The 18,595-nt window shown below is 71.6% G+C and carries 19 protein-coding genes; 12 read left to right on the forward strand and 7 right to left on the reverse strand.

Translation table 11 applies throughout. From position 1 onward, the window contains the following. The first annotated feature begins 10 nt into the window (after positions 1-10). Positions 11-601, forward strand: coding sequence for a DUF1349 domain-containing protein (locus SM447_RS20960; protein WP_474574540.1), 591 nt, complete (start codon positions 11-13; stop codon positions 599-601). 100 nt (positions 602-701) lie between these two features. Beyond that, on the forward strand, positions 702-1,397 hold the full coding sequence (locus tag SM447_RS20965; RefSeq protein ID WP_474574541.1) for a DedA family protein: 696 nt from the start codon (positions 702-704) through the stop codon (positions 1,395-1,397). A 30-nt stretch (positions 1,398-1,427) separates the two neighbouring features. Here the strand turns inward: SM447_RS20965 and SM447_RS20970 are convergent, their stop codons facing one another. Next, complete coding sequence (locus tag SM447_RS20970; protein ID WP_474574542.1) at positions 1,428-2,813, reverse strand: chitinase; 1,386 nt, start codon at positions 2,811-2,813, stop codon at positions 1,428-1,430. Between the two features lie 147 nt (positions 2,814-2,960). Continuing rightward, positions 2,961-4,385, reverse strand: a complete 1,425-nt coding sequence (locus SM447_RS20975) for a carbohydrate-binding protein (protein ID WP_474574543.1) — start codon at positions 4,383-4,385, stop codon at positions 2,961-2,963. 213 nt (positions 4,386-4,598) lie between these two features. Here SM447_RS20975 and SM447_RS20980 point away from each other — a divergent pair, with 213 nt between their 5' ends. The 4 genes from SM447_RS20980 to SM447_RS20995 all read left to right on the forward strand — a co-directional run bounded on the left by SM447_RS20980 (position 4,599) and on the right by SM447_RS20995 (position 9,672). Further along, a complete protein-coding gene (locus SM447_RS20980) occupies positions 4,599-5,747 on the forward strand; it encodes a carboxylate-amine ligase (protein WP_474574544.1) in 1,149 nt (382 codons plus the stop codon). Between the two features lie 16 nt (positions 5,748-5,763). Continuing rightward, a complete protein-coding gene (locus tag SM447_RS20985; protein WP_474574545.1) occupies positions 5,764-7,134 on the forward strand; it encodes an FAD-dependent oxidoreductase in 1,371 nt (456 codons plus the stop codon). A gap of 81 nt (positions 7,135-7,215) precedes the next feature. After that, the gene (locus tag SM447_RS20990) at positions 7,216-8,640 is read left to right on the forward strand and encodes a WGR domain-containing protein (protein ID WP_474574546.1); all 1,425 of its coding nucleotides are present in this window, start codon (positions 7,216-7,218) and stop codon (positions 8,638-8,640) included. A 42-nt stretch (positions 8,641-8,682) separates the two neighbouring features. Continuing rightward, complete coding sequence (locus SM447_RS20995; RefSeq protein WP_474574547.1) at positions 8,683-9,672, forward strand: aminoglycoside phosphotransferase family protein; 990 nt, start codon at positions 8,683-8,685, stop codon at positions 9,670-9,672. Positions 9,673-9,731: 59 nt separating this feature from the next. Here the strand turns inward: SM447_RS20995 and SM447_RS21000 are convergent, their stop codons facing one another. The 3 genes from SM447_RS21000 to SM447_RS21010 form a co-directional block, all read right to left on the reverse strand. Next, positions 9,732-10,538, reverse strand: a complete 807-nt coding sequence (locus SM447_RS21000; RefSeq protein WP_474574548.1) for an Fpg/Nei family DNA glycosylase — start codon at positions 10,536-10,538, stop codon at positions 9,732-9,734. Positions 10,539-10,608: 70 nt separating this feature from the next. Beyond that, positions 10,609-10,806 (reverse strand): DUF397 domain-containing protein, encoded by a 198-nt coding sequence (locus SM447_RS21005; RefSeq protein WP_474574549.1) that lies wholly within the window; start codon positions 10,804-10,806, stop codon positions 10,609-10,611. Next, entirely contained in the window at positions 10,799-11,686 is an 888-nt protein-coding gene (locus SM447_RS21010; RefSeq protein WP_474574550.1) for a DUF5753 domain-containing protein, read from the reverse strand. The genes SM447_RS21005 and SM447_RS21010 overlap by 8 nt, the downstream gene beginning before the upstream one ends. A gap of 227 nt (positions 11,687-11,913) precedes the next feature. Here SM447_RS21010 and SM447_RS21015 point away from each other — a divergent pair, with 227 nt between their 5' ends. The 6 genes from SM447_RS21015 to rocD all read left to right on the forward strand — a co-directional run bounded on the left by SM447_RS21015 (position 11,914) and on the right by rocD (position 17,005). Beyond that, the gene (locus SM447_RS21015) at positions 11,914-12,132 is read left to right on the forward strand and encodes a hypothetical protein (protein WP_474574551.1); all 219 of its coding nucleotides are present in this window, start codon (positions 11,914-11,916) and stop codon (positions 12,130-12,132) included. Next, the gene (locus SM447_RS21020; RefSeq protein ID WP_474574552.1) at positions 12,129-12,455 is read left to right on the forward strand and encodes a hypothetical protein; all 327 of its coding nucleotides are present in this window, start codon (positions 12,129-12,131) and stop codon (positions 12,453-12,455) included. Before SM447_RS21015 ends, SM447_RS21020 begins: the two co-directional genes overlap by 4 nt. 85 nt (positions 12,456-12,540) lie before the next feature. After that, a complete protein-coding gene (locus tag SM447_RS21025) occupies positions 12,541-13,230 on the forward strand; it encodes an SDR family NAD(P)-dependent oxidoreductase (RefSeq protein WP_474574553.1) in 690 nt (229 codons plus the stop codon). Between the two features lie 254 nt (positions 13,231-13,484). Next, a complete protein-coding gene (locus tag SM447_RS21030; protein ID WP_474574554.1) occupies positions 13,485-14,420 on the forward strand; it encodes a thrombospondin in 936 nt (311 codons plus the stop codon). A gap of 558 nt (positions 14,421-14,978) precedes the next feature. Next, entirely contained in the window at positions 14,979-15,794 is an 816-nt protein-coding gene (gene ddaH, locus SM447_RS21035) for a dimethylargininase (RefSeq protein ID WP_474574738.1), read from the forward strand. Next, a complete protein-coding gene (rocD, locus tag SM447_RS21040) occupies positions 15,791-17,005 on the forward strand; it encodes an ornithine--oxo-acid transaminase (RefSeq protein WP_474574555.1) in 1,215 nt (404 codons plus the stop codon). Before ddaH ends, rocD begins: the two co-directional genes overlap by 4 nt. Before the next feature lie 67 nt (positions 17,006-17,072). Here rocD and SM447_RS21045 read toward each other — a convergent pair whose 3' ends face one another. Both SM447_RS21045 and SM447_RS21050 read right to left on the reverse strand, forming a co-directional pair. After that, positions 17,073-18,221 carry an FHA domain-containing protein gene (locus SM447_RS21045; RefSeq protein ID WP_474574556.1) on the reverse strand — a complete coding sequence of 383 codons (1,149 nt, stop codon included), beginning with the start codon at positions 18,219-18,221 and terminating at the stop codon, positions 17,073-17,075. After that, positions 18,218-18,511, reverse strand: a complete 294-nt coding sequence (locus SM447_RS21050; RefSeq protein ID WP_474574557.1) for a 4a-hydroxytetrahydrobiopterin dehydratase — start codon at positions 18,509-18,511, stop codon at positions 18,218-18,220. Before SM447_RS21050 ends, SM447_RS21045 begins: the two co-directional genes overlap by 4 nt. Between the last annotated feature and the right edge of the window lie 84 nt (positions 18,512-18,595).

Consider the following 18,595-nt stretch of genomic DNA (forward strand, 5'->3'; position numbering starts at 1 on the left):
CGGTGCCGGGATGCGGAGCATCGAATGGTCCACCGGCGTCTGGCACCGTCGGCCGGTCCGGGCGGCCGAGGAGCCGGCCGGCGCGCTGAGCGTCGAGCCGGGTCCGGGCAGCGACCTGTGGCGGCACACCGGCTACGGCTTCGTGCACGACGACGCACCGGCGCTGCTCACGCCGTTCCCGGCCGGCACCGCCGTGGAGGTCGATTTCCGGGTGGACTGGACCGAGCAGTTCGACCAGGCCGGGGTGCTGGTCCGGGTGGACGACCGGAACTGGGTGAAGGCCGGCGTGGAGGTCAGCGACGGCCAGCCCCAGGTGGGCGCGGTGGTCACCCGCGAGGTTTCCGACTGGTCAGTGGCACCGGTCCCCGACTGGGCGGGCCGGGAGGTGAGCGTACGCGTCAGCCGCGCCGGTGACGCGCTGACCGTACGCGCCCGGGTGGCCGGGGAACCGTGGCGGCTGGTCCGGCTCGCGCCGCTGGCCCCCGACGCGGTGGCGACGGCCGGGCCGTACTGCTGCTCGCCCAGTCGGGGCGGGCTGACCGTCCGGTTCACCGGATGGCGGCACGGCCCGGCCGACGAGGCTCTGCACCCGCCGGAGTGAACCTCGGGTCCTGGTCGAGGTCGCGCGCGCCCTGACTGCGGTGTGGGGTCCACCTCGGCGGGTACAGCCGCTTTACGCCGGACCCGCGGGAGGCAACATCATGGCGCTCGCCCAGGACGTCGACCCCGCTCAGGTCGGCGGGCTGACCGGCTGGGTCGCCGGGGTCATCGAGGCGGGTGGGGCGGTGGGGGTGGCCCTGCTGGTCGCCCTGGAGAGCATCGTCCCGCCGATTCCGAGCGAGATCGTCCTGGCGATGGCCGGCTATCTCGCCGGTGAGGGTCGGTTCAACGTGGTCCTGGTGACCGTCGCGGCCACCGTCGGTTCGGTGCTTGGCGCACTGGTCCTCTACTGGCTCGGCGCTGTCGTCGGGGAGGACCGCCTCAAACGCTGGCTGGACCGGCTTCCCCTGGTCGACCCGGACGACCTGGAGAAGGCCGACCGGTGGTTCGACCGGTACGGCCGCTGGGCGGTGTTCCTCGGCCGGATGGCCCCGGTGGTACGCAGTCTGGTGTCGGTGCCGGCGGGGGCGAACCGGATGCCGCTGGTTGAGTTCGTCACGCTCACCACGTTGGGCAGCGGCATCTGGAACGGGATCTTCATCGGTCTCGGCTACCAGCTCGGCTCCCGCTGGCAGCAGATCGACCGCTACAGCTCCTGGCTCGACTACGCAATCCTCGCCCTGATCGTCCTCATGCTCGCCCTCTGGGCCCGCAAGAAACTCCGCCGCCGCCGCGCCTCCCCTCCTCAGGTTGATCATGAGGTTAGCGGTTCATTTGGAGATCAAAATCGCCGCTAACCTCATGATCAACCACACGGATGCAGCGGGTCAGGGGAGGGTGCGGAGGTGGGGGGCGACGGTGCGGGCGAAGGTGTTGTTGTTCGTGACGTCCCAGTTGATCGACCAGGTCATCGCGCCGCGCAGGGCGGGATAGGTGCGCGGGGGGCGGAAGCTGCCGCAGTTGGTGCCCCGGGTCAGGCAGTCCAGGGCGGCGTTGACCACGCTGGGCGGGACGATGCCGCCACCGGCCGCTCCGGCACCGGCCGGCAGGCCGAGCCCGACCTGGTCGGGGCGCAGCCCCGCCTCCAACTGGATGCAGGCCAGCGCGACGATGAAGTTGACCGTCCCCTGGGCGTACGCGGCGTTGTTGTCGCAGCCGAGCATCGCCCCCGAGTTGTAGAACTGGGTGTTCACCACGGTCAGGATGTCCTTGATGTCCAACGCCAGCTTGAAGTAACTGCTCGCCGGGTTCTGCATGTCGATGGTCTGCGGCGCCATCGCGATGATCAGGCTGCTGCCCACCTTCGCCCGCAGTGACCGCAATGCCTGCGCCATGTACGTCGGGTTCAACCCGTTCTCCAGGTCGACGTCGACGCCGTCGAAGCCGTAGCGCTGGATCAGGGCGTACACGCTGTCGGCGAAGGCCACCGCGGAGGCCGAACTGTTGACCACGACCCGGCCGGTCTCGCCGCCGACCGAGATGATCACCTTCTTGCCGCGACTCTGCAGGGTCCGTACGTCGGCCGAGAACTCGGCGTCGGTGTAGCCGCCCAGCGCGGCGGACAACCCGGGGTCGATGGCGAAGCCGACCGCGCCGGGAGTGCCGGTCGCGTCGGCGAAGGCGACCGCCACCAGGTCGTACTCGTTGGGCACGTCACGCAGCCGCAGCTCGACGGCCGGATTGTCGAAGTTGTGCCAGTAGCCGGTGAGGATGTGCTTCGGCAGCCCGGTGACCGGCGGCGGGCTGGTCGGCGGCGGCGTGGTGGGTGGCGGCGTGGTGGGTGGCGTGGTCGGCGGCGGGGTGGTCGGCGTGGTGCCGCCGGCGCAGGCCGCGCCGTTGAGCTGGCAGTTCGTCGGTACGCCGGAGCCGCTGCCGAGGAAGCCGAAGGAGACCGAGGCCCCGGGCGCGATGGTGCCGTTCCAGGAGCGGTTGGTGAAGGTGTACCGCTGGCCACTGGAGGTCAGCAGCGCATCCCAGTAGCTGCCGACCGTGGTGCCGGGAGGCAGGTCGAAGGCGAGACTCCAGCCGTTTACCGTGGCGCCGCCACCGTTGGTGATCGTGTACTTCCCCTCCCAGCCCGAGCCCCAGTCGGACGTCTTGACGAAACTCGCGGTGACTCCGGCGGCGTACGCGGCCGGTGCCAGCCAGACCGCGCCGAGCGCGGCGGCCAGCACGCCGGCCAGCGAAAGTGCCAGGGTTCTGGACCGTTTCATGTGCCCCTCCAGCCCGAACGAAATCCATGAACGTCGACCTGGCGGATATTATTAAGACTGTTAACTGTTTCTGTCCAGGGGGTGGGGAGTGTTAATAAGGGCCCCCTGCTCTACCGGAGGCGTTAACAGGGGGCCCTTCCTTGCACCTCAGCGGCGGAAGTGGAACCAGTTGACGTTGACGAAGTCGTTGGGCTGACCACTGGTGAAGGTCAGGTAGACGGTGCGCCGCCCGGTGACCCCGGAGACGTTGCCGGGCACCGAACGCCAGCTCTGCCAGCCGCCGGTGTTGGCGATGGCGAAGCTGCCGATCGGCGCGCTGGTCGGGCTGTCCAACCGCACCTCCACCAGGCCGCTGACGCCGGACGCCGCGCCGGAGGCGACCCGGGCCACGAAGTCGCGCGGCCCGCCGGAGCCGAACTCCACGTTGTCGTAACGGGCCCAGTCGCCGTTACGCAGCGCGGCGATGTTCTGCCCGCCCTCGGAGCACGCCTCGACGATCACACCGTTCTGGGCGTTGAACGACTCGGCCTGGATGGTCGCGTACGCGTCCCGCACACCGCTCGGCGGCGGCGTGGTGGGCGGCGGCGTGGTGGGCGGTGGGGTGCTGCCGCCACCCCGGCTGTAGACGGCCACGTAGTCGACCAGCATCGGCCGGCCCGGCACGGTCGCCGAGGTGGGCGTGGTGCTGCCGGCCACCCCGTTCGGGAACGCCCCGCCCATCGCCACGTTGAGCAGCAGGAAGTAGCCGGCGTGGTTGGTCATCTGCGACCAGTACGGCTCACCGACCCGGGACTGGCTGACCGTGTGGTAGAGCTGCCCGTCGACGTACCAGCGCAGTTGCTGGGGGCTGACCGAGGCGTCCCACTCGAAGCGGTAGGTGTGGAACGCCGACTGGCAGGTGCTGCCGGGGCAGGCCCGGGAGGCGCCGATGCCGTTGAACTCGTCGCAGGGGCCGCCCGGGGCGACACCGCAATGCAGCACGCCCCAGACCGTGTTGAGCCCGTTGACGTTCTCCATCACGTCGAACTCGCCGATGCCCGGCCAGTTCTGGTAGTTGCCCCGGTAGGGCGAGCCGAGCGCCCAGAACGCCGGCCAGTAGCCGGCGGCCGCGGCGCCGGTGACGTTGGGCATCTGGATGCGACCCTCGATGGCCAGCACTCCGCCGGCCGGGGCCTTGAAGTTGCTGCGCACCGTCTCGATGCGGGCCGAGGTCCAGCGGCCGGCGCTGTCGCGCAGCGGGGTGATCCGCAGGTTGCCGGCACCGTCGTGGCTGACGTTGGCGGTGCTGTTGGTGTACGTCTGGATCTCGCCGGTGCCCCAGTTCGGCGGGCCGCCGGGGTAGCTGGTGCCGGTGTCGATGATCCAGTTGCTGGACGACGGGAGGGTGCCGGCGGCACCGGTGAAGTCGTCGCTCCAGACCAGGCTCCAGCCCGACGGGGGCGGCGGCACGGCGGCGTCAGCCGTCGCGGTGAGCCCGGCCAGGGCGGTGGTGACGGCGGTGAGCAGGGCCAACGCCAGCGGCAGCCGGCGTCGCGCAGGCGGGGCGGCGGGTGCCGCCGGGGCAGGTGTCATGGACGTGCCTCTCTGCGGGGACGGGTGAGAGAGCGCTCTCTCAGGAGTTGTACGTCTCGCTCGCGCAGTTGTCAATGTCGATCGATCGGCCCCGCGCCACGGCCGCTCCCGGCCCGCCACACCGGCCGGAGTTTCCCGGTCCCGCCACCGGGGGTAATTGCCGGCCGACCCGGTGCGGACGGACCGCCCCGGCAGAAGTGGACGGTGGTAGCGATGGTCAGGCAGGCGGCGACGGCCCCGAATCCTCCGGTCGAGGCAACCGACCTGCTCACCGTGGGTGTCGAGGAGGAGTTCCTGCTCGTCGACCCGGAAACCGGGGTCGCGGTGCCCGCCGTCGAGGCGGTGCTGGAGCAGGTACCGGCCGAGCTGCGGGGACAGGTCGAGCGGGAGTTCCAGACCAGCCAGATCGAGATCGGCAGCCCGCCCGGGTTGGAACTGTCCTCGATCCGGCACTCCCTCGGCCTGTTGCGCGCCGCGCTCGCCGACGCCGCCGAGCGGGCCGGTGCCCGGCTGCTCGCGATCGGTACCGGGCCGGTCGACGGACCGGTGCCACCGGTGGTCGACAAGCCCCGCTTCGACCGGATGATCTCCCGCTTCCGGCTGCTGGTGCCCGGGCCGGGCAACAACGGCATGCACGTCCACGTCGGCGTGCCGGACCCCGACACCGGCGTGCAGGTGCTCAACCACGTGCGGCCCTGGCTGCCGATCCTGCACGCGGTCACCGCCAACTCGCCGTTCGCCCGGGGAGCGGACACCGGATACGCCAGTTGGCGGTCGATCGAGTGGGAACGCTGGCCCTCGGTGGCACCGACGCCCTACCTGGTCAACCACGAGCACTACCAACGACTGATCCGTCAGCTGATCGGCAGCGGCGTGATGCTCGACGAGGGGATGCTCTACTGGTACGCCCGGCTGTCGGCCAAGTACCCCACGGTGGAGCTGCGCATCGGTGACGTCTGCCCGACCGTCGACGACGCGGTCCTGGTCGCCGCCCTGGTCCGCGGACTGGTGGCGACCGCGCTCGACGACATCGCGGCCGGACGGCCACCGCTGCCCACCGATCATCACCTGCTGGTCGGCGCGCACTGGCGGGCCGCCCACGACGGGTTGGAGGGAGAGGCGGTCGACCTGTCCAGCGGCGAGCTGCGGCCGGCGTGGGACGTGCTGCACCAGCTTGTCGGGCGGCTCGGGCCGGCCCTGGAACGACACGGCGACCACGCCGAGGTGACCAGGCTGTTGGAGGGGCTGCGCCGGCACGGCAGCGGTGCCGCACGGCAGCGTTCCGTGTACGCCCGCAACGGACGGTTGGAGGATGTGGTGAGGGACGTGGCGCGACAGACCCGGGGCGAGGACCCGGCCTGACGAAGGAGTGGGTGCCGTGACGGAACGGTTGATCGTCATCGGCGGTGACGCCGCCGGCATGTCGGCCGCGTCGCAGGCGCGTCGGCGCCGGGGCCCGGACGACCTGGAGATCATCGCGTTCGAGCGGGGGCATTTCACCTCGTACTCGTCCTGCGGCATCCCGTACTGGATCAGCGGCCTGGTGACCGACCGGGAGCAACTGGTGACCCGGTCGCCGAAGACGCACCGCGAGGACTTCGCCATCGACGTGCGGATCCGGCACGAGGTGGTCGGGATCGATCTGGTCCGCCGCGAGGTGGTCGCCCGCGACCTGGACGGCGGCGGTGAGGTCCGCGAGCCGTTCGACACCCTGATGTACGCCGCCGGAGCGGTGCCCAAGAAGCCGGCCTGGGCGCGCACCGACACCGCCGGGGTGTTCGGGGTGCAGACCCTCGACGACGGTTCGGCGCTGCGCAAGTGGCTGGACGCCGACCCACAGCCCCGTCGGGCGGTGGTGGTGGGCGGCGGCTACATCGGCGTCGAGATGGCCGAGGCCCTGGTCCGGCGTGGATTGTCGGTCACCCTGGTCGAGCGCGGCGAGCAGCCGATGTCGACCGTCGACCCGGACATGGCCCGGCTGGTCACCGAGGCGATGCGGGGACTGGGCGTGGACATCCGGACGAACGTACGGGTCACCGATCTGTCGGCACGCGACGGCCGGGTCTGCGAGGTGGTCACCGACGACGGCCCGATCCCGGCCGACCTGGTGGTCCTCGGTCTCGGCGTACGCCCCAACACCGAGCTCGCCGCGGCGGCCGGTCTGCCGCTCGGGCCGACCGGCGGGATCCGGACGGATCGCCGGATGCGGGTGTCCGGGGTGCCCGGGGTGTGGGCCGCCGGGGACTGCGTGGAGACGCTGCACAAGGTCAGCGGGCTGCCCGTGCACGTACCGCTCGGCACCCACGCCAACAAGCAGGGCCGGATCGCCGGGATCAACATCGGCGGCGGGTACGCGACCTTCGCCGGGGTGATCGGCACGGCCGTGACGAAGGTCTGTGACCTGGAGGTGGGGCGCACCGGGCTGCGGGAGGACGAGGCCGAGGCGGCCGGCTTCGAGTTCGTCTCGGTGATCGCCGAGTCGACCAACCGCGCCGGTTACTACCCGGGCGCGCGGAAGATGACGGTGAAATTGATCGCCGAGCGTCCCAGCGGGCGGCTGCTCGGCGCCCAGATCGTCGGCTGGTCGGAGGCCGCGAAGCGGATCGACACCCTGGCCGTGGCGCTGTGGAACAAGATGACGGTGGATGACATGACCGCGTTGGACCTCGCCTACGCACCGCCGTACGCCCCGGTCTGGGATCCGGTGCTGGTCGCCGCCCGCAAGGCGGTGGACGCGCTCGCCCGCTGAGCGCTTCTTGTCGGTGGGGCCGGTTAGCGTGTGCGCGCCCACCCGGTCAGCGGTGGTGCCGACCCCTCCGGAGGAATGCCCATGTCGCAGGAGACGACCTACCTCGAACTGTCCGAAGTGGACGGTGGAGCGCACAAGTTCTACGAGGTGGTGGTCGACGACGCCACGATGACCGTGCGGTACGGGCGGATCGGTGACCAGGGCCAGGTGAAGACCACCGGCTACCCCGACAACGCGCGGGCCCGGGCCGCCGCGGCGAAGAAGATCGGCGAGAAGGTCCGCAAGGGGTACGCCCCGGCGGTGCCCGGAGTACGCCAGAAGCGGGCCGTCTCCCGACGGCAGATCGTCAGCACCCGCTCGACCGCGCGCACCGCTCCGGTGCTCTGGCGGTACGACTCCGGCGCACCGGCCTTCGGCATCTTCGTCGACGGGCGCACCTGCATGGTGGGCAACGAGCGGGGCGTGATCACCACCCTCGACCATGACGCCCGGGTGCTGGACCAGGTCCGCCTGCCCGACGGGGTCAAGTGCATCGTCGCCGACGACGCCTGGATCTACGCCGGCTGCGACGACGGCAACGTCTACGACCTCTCCGGCAAGATCCCCCGGGTGGCGTACGCGATCGCGCCCGACATCGACATCTACTGGCTCGACATCCACGACGGCGTGCTGGGCGTCTCCGACGCCGACGGCGGGATCGCCGCCATCGACCACGAGGACGAGTTCCTCTGGCGGCGGGCCGGGCGCGGCCGGTCGGCCTGGATGGTGCGCTGCGACGCCGACGCCGTCTACCACGGCGACTCGACCGGGGTCAGCGGGTACGACTGGCGCACCGGTCGGGAGCTGTGGCACACCCGCACCGGCTCGGTCCTCTTCGGCTGGCAGGAACGCGACGCGGTGTTCGCCGGCACCGCCACCCGCGAGGTGGTACGCCTCGGCAAGGACGGCGGGTCGGCACGGCGCACCTACCGCGCCGACGCCCCGGTCTTCTCCTGCGCCACCGCCTCCGACGGCCGGTACGTCTTCGCCGGGGACAGCCAGTCCTCGATCTACTGCTTCGCCGCCGACGGCACCCGGCTGTGGAAGCTCGGCACCGGCTGCGGCTCGGCCTACTCGATGCAGTACCACGATGAGCGGCTCTACGTGGTGACCACCAGCGGTCACCTCGCCTGCATCGACGCCAGCGAGCCGGCGATCCGGGCGGCGGAGGCGGGCAGCGTGCCGGAGGTGGTCGACGTCAAGGCACCGGCCCGGTTGCCGGAGCCCGCCGCCGTCACCCAGGTCGAGGTGGTCGGCGACACCGGCGGCGGCGTGGTGGTCGAGTGCGTCGAGCACGGCGGCCGGCTGCGGGTCCACGTGCTCTCCACCGGCTACCGCCGGGACTGGTCGGTGCAGTTCCCCAAGGGCATCCGCGAGCCCGGGGCCCGCTACCTGGTCACCGAGGTACGCGAGTCCGGCCGGGGCGGCTTCTACCGCGCGTACGGCGACATCCGCCGGCTCCGCTGATGCCGGCTGCCACGGTCGTTCGGGCTCGGCCACCATGAGCCGGTGAGCGACGCTGCCGTCCAGCCGGTCGACCCCGGTGCCGTGTCCGGTACCGAGCAGGTCGACCGGCTGGCGGGCCGGCCGTTGTGCTGTCGTCCCGGGTTCGGCGACCATGAGCCGGTGACCGAGGCGCTGCGGATCCCCGACGGGCTCGCCTGGTTGCGCGGCATGGCGGGCGGGCCGCAGTGGTTGGCCGAGCTGCCAGAGCTGTTGGCCACCTGCGCCCGGCGCTGGTCGCTGCGGCTCGGGCCACCCTTCGGGTACGCCTGCGCATCGCTGGCGCTGCCGGCCGACCTGCCGGACGGCACCCGGGCGGTGCTCAAGGTGCAGTTCCCCGACGCGGAGAGCGAGCACGAAGCGCTCGCGCTGCGCCACTGGGGCGGCGACGGCGCCGCCCGGCTGCTCGCCCACGACCCCGAGCTGCGGGCCCTGCTGGTGGAACGCTGTGACCCCGGCACCCCGCTGCACGCGTTACCGCTCGACGAGGCGCTCGACGCCGTGGTGGCACTGCTCCCCCGCCTCTGGGTGCCGGCCGGTCAGCCGTTCCTGTCGTTGGCGGAGGCGGCGGCCGGCTGGGCGGCCCGGCTGCCGGTCAAGTGGGAACGCGTCGGCCGCCCCTACGATCGCCGGCTGGTCGACGCCGCGCTCGACCTGCTGGCCGGGCTGGCCGGCAGCCAGGGTGAGCAGGTGTTGGTCAACCAGGACCTGCACGCGGGCAACGTGCTGTGCGCCGAACGCGAGCCGTGGCTGGTGATCGACCCGAAGCCACTGGTCGGCGAGCGGGAGTTCTCGGTGGTGGCGATGGTGCGCGGCACCGAGCTGGGTCACTCCCGGGCCGCCGTTCGCCGCCGGTTGGACCGGCTCAGCGCCGAGTTGGGGCTGGACCGCGAGCGGGTACGCGGCTGGACGATCGGCCAGACCCTGGCCTGGAGCATCGACGGCGACCGGGTCTTCACCGATCACGTCGAGGTCGCCCGCTGGCTCCTCACCTGAGCCAACTCGCTGAAATCCTGGTCCGCAACGGCCCCGTGGAGGGCGTACCGCACCAAGATTCAGGACTGGCAGGTGGGGCACCAGTAGAGGTTGCGGGCGGTGATGGTGCCCCGGCTGACCGGGGTGCGGCAGACGTGGCAGGGCTGGCCGGGACGGCGGTAGACGTACACCTCTCCCCCGTGCCGGTCGACGCGAGCCGGGCGACCCATCGCCTCGGGCAGGTGCGCGGCGCGGACGGTGTCGATCCGGCCGGTGTCGACCGCGAGCGTCATCAGCTCGACCAGGTCGGCCCAGAGCACCTGCCAACCGGCCGGAGTCAGTTCCCGGCCGGACAGCCTCGGCGGCAGGCCGGCGCGGAACAGCGCCTCGGTCACGAAGATCAACCCGGTGCCGGCCACCACCGACTGGTCCAGCAGCAGTGCCGCCAGCGGCGACGCGCTGCGCGCGATCCGGGCGTACGCCCGCTCCGGATCGGCGTCGGCGCGCAGCGGGTCCGGGCCGAGACGGGCCCGCAGCGCCGCGACCTCCGGCGGGTCGAGCAGTTCACAGGCGGTCGGACCGCGCAGATCGAGCCAGTGCCGGTCACTGGTCAGGCGCAGCCGGATCTGCCCCACCGGCTCCGGCGGCTCCCCGTCACCGTCGGTGACCTTGCCGTAGAGGCCGAGGTGCACGTGCAGCGTCAGCCCACCGGCATAGTGGTGCAGCAGGTGCTTGCCGTACGCCTCGGTGCCGTCCAGCACCTCGCCGGAGATCCGGGCGGCACCCTCGGCGAAGCGGCCCTGCGGGCTGGCGGCGAGCACCTTGTCCCCGGCGAACAGCTCGGCGTGCCGGGCCGCCAGGCGATGGATGGTGTGTCCCTCTGGCACGCCGCCAAGGGTAAAGGAAGGGCACCTTATTAACGCCTGGTGTATAGCAGGGGGCCCTTCTTAACGACACTCAGCGCAAACCGCGCCGCACCTCGTCGACGAAGGCGGCCCAGGCGTCGGGAGCGACGGTGAGCACCGGCCCATGCGGGTCCTTGCTGTCGCGCACGGCCACCACGGCGGGCAGGTTGGTGGCCACCTCGACGCAGTCGCCACCGCTGCCGCCGCTGCGGGTGCTCTTGCGCCAGACGGCACCGGCAAGATCAGACATGATGCTCCTCGATGATCGTCTGGACGAGCTTCTCCGATTCTGCCGCATCCGGGGCTAGCGCTTCCAGGTCTGACCAGACGTGCTCGAAGGCGGCCACCTCCGCCGGCTTGTCGAGGTAGAGCGCGCCGGTGATGTTCTCCAGGTAGACCGTGGTCGGCTCGGTCGACGCCCGGCCGAGGGAGCGCGGGAAGTCCAGCAGGACGAAGGTGCCGGTCTCGCTGGCCAGCGGCGGCCCGGCGGTCAGCGGCAGTACCCGCAGCGAAACGTTCGGCAGCGCGGCGACGTCGAGCAGGTGGCGCAACTGCTCGGCCATCGCCCGCCGGTCGGGAATGGTGCGGCGCAGCACGGCCTCGCTCAGCACCACCTTGAGGGTGGGCGCGCTGGGCAGTCGCCGGACCAGGATGTGCTGTCGCTGGAGGCGCACCGCGACCAGTTTCTCCCGCTCCTCGCCGGTCATGGTCGGATTCTTGCGACGGAAGAGTTCGGTGGCGTATTCGCGGGTCTGGAGCAGCCCGGGGATCAACTCGGCGTCGTATCGCCGGATCAGCGATGCTGACGATTCCAGGCCCACGTAGAGCGAGAACCAGGACGGCACCACGTCACCGTAGGAGTGCCACCAACCCCTCGCGCGAGTTTCCTTCGCGAGACCGGCGACGATCGCCTTCATGTCCTCCGGGACTCGATAGAGATCGCACATGACCCGGGCGTCCACCACCCGTACCGGCACCAGGCCCTTCTCGATGCGCCAGATCTTCTGTCGGGAGCAGTCCAGGGCCGCCGCTGCCGCGTCGAGCGTGACGGCGGCCTCCTCACGCAGCTCGGTGAGCAGCCGGCCGAGCTGACGCCGGGGCACGGTGGAACCGCTTGTTTCATCCGTCATGCAACATCACCGCATTCCTGGAGCAACATCGGACGTTTCCTTTCTCGCCGATTCCGCGTGCATTCATCGCGCGCCATTTCCGATTCAGGCTATTGACGGGGCGAGGAGTTGCGCAAGGCACGCGCCCGAATACATGCTGGCGGCACGCGCGCCTTGACCGGAAATGGCCGGCACACCTCGCCGATTCTCCGGCGGAATTCCTACTTGAATCGTGAAAGAGGATTCCCATGACCATGCACGGGCCGACGCTGCCCACCTGGAGTTGCGCCGGATGCGGCCGGCCCTGGCCCTGCGCCCGGCGGCGGATCGAACTGCGCGCCGAGTACGACCAGGCACCGGTGTCCCTGGCGCTCTACCTGGGTGCCTGTCTCGTCTCGGCCAGCCACGACCTCGGCTGGTCGACCGCCGGCACGCTGCACCAGCGTTTCCTCGGCTGGCTGCGGTGAGCACGGTCAACGCCGGTGACCTGCTGCGCCTCACCCGGGCCGCCAGTGTGCAGTTCCACCGGCCGGTGCTCTTCCGGGTGATCCGCGAGTTGGACTGGACCACGTACGACGGCTGGTTCTGGTTGGACGGATACCAACTCGACGAGCGGGGCCAGGCCGTCGCCCGCCGGTCGGTGTTCCTCCGGCGCGCCGGCATAACCCTGCTCCGGGCCGCACCCCGACCACCCGCGCACCGGCCCGTGCCAGCCGCGCCCCGGCCCGCGCCACCCACGCATCAGTCTGTGCCAGCCGTGCCCCGGCCGGTCGTCGCTACTCGACGGTAGGAGCCTGCCAGCGTCGTCTGGTTCAATTGCCGGTCGGGCCGCCGGCACGGTGGGCACCACGTCGACTCGATGGGGACGGTGGGTCATGACGGATCGGATGCGCCGTGCGGTGGTGGTCGGCAACAGCGACGGGATCGGGCTGGCGTTCACCCGCAGGCTGCTCGCCGACGGCTGGCGGGTCACCGGACTGTCCCGGCGGGACAACCCCATCATCGTGCCCACGTACACCCACCACACCGTCGATGTCACCGCGCCGGACTATCCGGACGTGCTGGGCAAGGCGATCGACGAACTCGGCGGGGTGGACCTGTGCGTCTACGCCGCCGGCATCGGCGAACCCGTGGACCCGACCGACCTGGACGCGCAGACGCGCACCTTCGAGGTCAACCTGATGGGTGCGGTACGGACCACCGCCGTGGTGGTGCCGAGAATGCTGGCCGCCGGAGACGGGCACTTGATCGGGATCTCCAGCCTCGCCGACCGGCTGGTCTCCCGGGAGGCACCCGGCTACGCCGGTTCCAAGGCCGGGCTGTCGTCGTACCTGATGGGTTTGTCGGGGTCGCTACGCCGGCAGGGCGTGCACGTGACCACCGTGCGGTTCGGCTTCGTCGACACCAAGATGGCCAAGGGCTCGTCCCGACCTCTGATGATCCCGCTCGAGCGGGCCGTGGAGATCCTCGCCCGCTGCGTCCGCAACCGCCCCGCCCTCGTCTCCCGCCCCCGCCGCATGGCCCTCCTAACCTCCGCCCTGGCCCCCCTAACCCGCCCCCACTAACACCCCACCCCACCCCACCCCACCCCCACCCCACCCCACCCTCGCCTCGGCGATCTTGCAGTTATGGTCGCGACAAAAGCATGTCAATGGCACATATCGGCGACCATAACTGCAAGATCGCGGGGAACGGGTGGGTGGGAGGGGAGGGCGGGGGTGTCGGGTGGGTGGGGAGGGGGTACCTCCGGGGTGTTGTGGCGTGGCTGGCGATACGGGGCCGATGCCGCCGCCCACGCATCGACCAGGAGGTGAAGATCATGAGATTTCCTTCGCTGTCGCGCCGGACAGAACCGGCGTCGCCGGCAGACGACGAGCACGGCCGGACCGGGACGGTCGCCACCGACACCCGGCCGGACGGGCGACGACCCGACGTCGAGGGCCGTACCGAGGACGGCGCGGTTCGTCAGTCCGACGCGGAGCGGACCGCCGAGGCCCGCGCCGCCACCGCGCGCTCCACGGTTTTCGGTTCCCGCCGCGCCCGTGCCACCGCCGAGTCCGAGAACCCCGACCGGGCTGCCACCACCGAGAGCGCCGCCCGCGACCGGACCGTTGACGGCACGCGCACCGCCACCCCCGACCGGACCGTCGACGGCCACCGGACCGACGGCCTCGGCCGCACCCTCGACCGTGACGGGACCGTCGACGGCAGGGGCACGACCAGCCACGACCGGACCGTCGACGGCAGGCGCACCATCGATGGCGACCGGACCGTCGACGGCCAGCGCACGACCAGCCACGACCGGATCGTCGACCCGGACCGGACCGTGGAGGCCGACCGGCTTTCCGACGCCGGTGAGCGGGACGGCATCGTCGACGCTGACCGGACCGGCGACGCCGGTCGGGACGTACCGCCGGCGCCGGTCGGCCCGCGACCCCGGGCCAGTCTGCTGGCCACGCTCGGCCTGATCGTCGGCGTCGCCGGCATCCTGTTCGTGCTCACCGGCGCCCTCGCCGGGTACGGCATCGCCGTGGGCGCGGCCGGCGCCGTGCTCGCCGTGCTCGGGTTGATCGCAACCCGGCGGCGGCACATCGCCGGCAAGTCCGACGCGCTGCTGGGCATCGGCTTCGGCCTCGGCGCGGTGGTCCTGGGCGTGCTGGCGATGACCGGGCAGTACGACTGGCCGACCACCGACGGCGACATGGTGGTCCGCTTCCGCGAGTGGCTTGATTCACAGTTTGTCGGTCGCCTGTAGAGGGCACATCTTCGCCCGCCGGTGGTTCACCGGCACCGGCCGGTGGAGAACCGGCCGTAGCCCGACCAGCTCTGGTGGTTCACCAGCCGGGCGCACACACTCGTCAGGGGCGGCGGTTCGCCGCCCCTGACGTATGTCCGGGGGCGGTCGCCGGCCCCGGACATCTGCCTCCGGAGAGGCTGGCCCACGGCAGACGCCCAGGGCGCAGTCACCGCCGTCTCGCGACAGCAGCGTCACCGCCACCACCAGGGTGGACCGCCATGCGGCACGAGCTGCCGCATGGCGGCCCCTCGGAGGCGGCCCGACGCCCCAGGTTGCGGCATCCCGCGCGGGGAAACGCCGGGCAGTCGGCGGCACCGGCGGGCCGGTGTGCTGGAGCGGATCCGACTTGCGCAACGAAAGACCGCTGTGTCGGTGTGAAACGCAATGATCTGCCGCTGAATGCAAGGGTTCGCGGTGGATTCTGCTCGTCGGCCACGCATACGGTTGAGCCACGGCGCCAGCCCGTGGGCCGACGGTGGCCGGGCGCGCCCGACTCTTGGAGCAGGACACATGACGATGGACGCCACCCGCCAGCGCTTCTTGATGTGCCGGCCGACGTACTTCGCCGTCGACTACGCGATCAACCCGTGGATGGATCCGACCGCCCCGGTCGACGTCGACCTCGCCGTGCGGCAGTGGGAGCGGCTGCGCCAGGTCTACCTTGACCTGGGCCACACCGTCGAGGAGATCGCACCGGTGCCCGGCCTGCCCGACATGGTCTTCGCCGCCAACGGCGGCACCGTGATCGACGGCAAGGCCATGGCGGTGCAGTTCCGGGACCCGCAGCGCGCCGACGAGGCCCCCGCGTACCGCGCCTGGTTCGAGGCCGCCGGCTTCGAGATGTACGACCCGAAGCACGTCAACGAGGGTGAGGGCGACATCCTGCTGGCCGGTGACCACCTGCTCGCCGGCACCGGCTTCCGTACCGCACACGCCTCGCACGCCCAGCTCCAGGAGGTCTTCGGCTACCCGGTGGTCACCATGCAGCTGGTCGACCCGCGCTTCTACCACCTGGACACCGCGCTGACCGTGCTCGACGAGCGGACCGTGGCGTACCTGCCGGAGGCGTTCTCGCCCGGCAGCCAGGCCGTGCTGCGCCGGCTCTTCCCCGACGCGGTGCACGCCACCATGGCCGACGCGAAGGTGCTCGGGCTCAACGCGGTCAGCGACGGGCGGCACGTGGTGCTGCCCGAGCAGGCCACCGGCCTGGCCGCCCAGCTACGCGACCGGGGCTACCAGACCATCGGGGTCGACCTGTCCGAGCTGCGCAAGGCCGGCGGTGGCCCGAAGTGCTGCACGTTGCGACTCCGTCAGGGAAAGGCGAGCCGATGATCGAGGACATGCTGCGGACCCCCGCCGCGGTGCAGGACGCGGAGCGCCACACCGCGCACAACTACCACCCGCTGCCGGTGGTGATCTCCTCCGCCGAGGGTTCCTGGGTGACCGACGTGGACGGCAAGCGCTACCTCGACTGCCTGGCCGGCTACTCGGCACTGAACTTCGGTCACCGGCACCCGACGCTGATCGCCGCCGCGCACGCCCAGCTCGACAAGCTGACGCTGACCAGCCGGGCGTTCATCCACGACCAGTTCGCCGACTTCTGCCGGGAACTCGCGGCGCTGTGCGGCAAGGACCTGGTGCTGCCGATGAACACCGGGGCCGAGGCCGTGGAGACCGGCATCAAGGTGGCCCGCAAGTGGGGCTACCAGGTCAAGGGAGTGCCGGCCGGTCAGGCCAACATCGTGGTCGCGGAGGGCAACTTCCACGGGCGTACGACCACCATCGTCAGCTTCTCCACCGACGAGGACGCGCGGGCCGACTTCGGGCCGTACACCCCGGGCTTCCGGATCGTCCCGTACGGCGACCTGGCCGCGCTGACCGACGCCATCGACGAGCACACCGTCGCCGTGCTGCTGGAGCCGATCCAGGGCGAGCAGGGCGTGGTGGTGCCGCCGGAGGGCTACCTGCCCGGCGTACGGCGGGTGTGCACCGAGCGCGACGTGCTGTTCATCGCCGACGAGATCCAGTCCGGCCTGGGCCGCACCGGCACCACGTTCGCGTGCGAGCAGGAAGGCGTCGTGCCGGACATGTACCTGCTGGGCAAGGCGCTCGGCGGCGGCATCGTGCCGGTCTCCGCGGTGGCCGCCGACGCCGACGTGCTCGGTGTGCTCAGGCCGGGCCAGCACGGTTCCACCTTCGGCGGCAACCCCCTCGCCTGCGCCGTGGCGACCGAGGTCGTCCGGCTGCTGGCGACCGGCGAGTTTCAGCGCCGCTCCACCGAGCTGGGCGAGCGGCTGCACGCCGGGCTGCGCGGGCTGATCGGCAAGGGTCTGGTCGCGGTACGCGGCCGGGGCCTCTGGGCCGGCCTGGACATCGACCCCGCCCTGATGAGCGGCCGGGATGCCTGCGAACGGCTGATGGAGCGGGGTGTGCTGGCCAAGGACACGCACGGTTCGACGATCCGCCTCGCCCCGCCGCTGGTGATCACCGAGGAGGAGATCGATCACGCGGTGGCGCAGGTAGCCGCCGTGCTGGCCGGCTGAGCGGTCGTACCACCGGACGGGCGTCGGGACCACGGTCCCGACGCCCGTCCGTCGTTCGCGTGGTCGCTCAGCGCGGCAGCCGCATCGCCATGGTCGGCGCCTCGGACATCACCGAGTCCGGGTTGTACGGCGCACCCGCCGGGAACTCGTTCGGGCGACCGAGCTGCACCCCCGGGTACAGCTCGACCATGTCGCCGGCGCCGAGCACCCGGGACTGTTGCGGGGCCAGCGGGATCCGGTCCGCCTCGGCGAGGGAGCCGGCGGGGCGCACGCCCGAGCCGTTGGTGCTGACGTCGGTGGCGACAACGTCCACGCCGCGCAGCTCCAACCGCAGGTGGTTACGGCTGATCCAGCGCCGCGCCTCGTCGTTGAGCCACTGACCGAGCACGATCCCGCCGGAGCCTTCCGGCGCCCGGCCGATCATGACCGGCTGCTCCTCGGTGAGTACGAAACGGCGGCGGATCAGGCCACCGACGCGTACCGCGAGGACCTCGCTGCGCGGCCGGGGACCGGCGTCACGCAGCCGCGAGCCGTGCCGGGGGCAGGTGGGTACGCCGTTGCGCAGCGACGGTGGCGGTTGCCCGGTGGGTGCGCGGTCGATCCGGGCCAGGTCGGCGAAGGCACCGCCACCGCCGGCCCCACCGAACAGGGTGCAGCCGGATTCCGGGCAGCGCCATTCCCGGGAGAGCAGCTTGGCGGCGGCCGGTGCGGGTGGCCCGGCCACCGGGGTGTGACCGCCACCGACGTGGGCGATGAAGACCGGACCGCCGGCCCCCGGCACCGGGGCGACGACCCGGCCCGGCTGCTCCACCAGCCAGGGAAAGCGCCCGCGCAGGCCGTCGAAACGGACCCGGCTGAGCACCGGCAGGCCGAGCAGGTCGGCCACCTCCAGCATCCGGTCACCGGGGTTGTCGAGCACCTCCACCAGGCCGTCGTCGGCCCACCGGCGCACCACCATCCGCTCGTTGGAGGTGAGATCGGCGTCGGAGAGCATCCCCCGGTGCACCACCGCGTACACCGGGACGCTGTCCTCCTCCAGGCTGCGCGCCAGCGCGTCGATGACCATGCCGAGGCGCAGCGAACTGGCCGGGCGTCCGCCGTCGAGATCCTGGTAGCGAATGACCTCGGCCAGGTCCAGCACCGCACGGGCCAACTGCGGGTCGGTGCAGACCCGCCCCTCGATGGCGTCCAGCACCTTGCTGATCTCGAACCTCATCGGGCACCCTCCACGATCTCGTCGATCCGCCGGGCCAACCGCACGTCACGCATGGTGACGCCCCCGGCCGAGTGGGTCACGCAGCGAAAGGTCAGCGTGCGCCACCGGATGTCGATGTCGGGGTGATGGTCCAGTTCCTCGGCCGTCACGGCGACCCGGTCCACCACCGCGATGGCGTCCGGAAAACTGGCCAGTTCCACGGTGCGGGTGATTCCGGCGGGGTCTCCCGACCAGCCCGCCAGCCCACCCAGCTCGTTTCGCACCGCCTCGGCGGTGAGCACCTCTGCCATGGCCGCACCCTACCGGTGCCGGCCGGCACCGCCACCAGCGGCGATCGACCGTCCGGGGGACATCTGCCGTCCCGGACGGTCGTC

The sequence above is a fragment of the Micromonospora aridisoli genome (genome assembly GCF_056150025.1).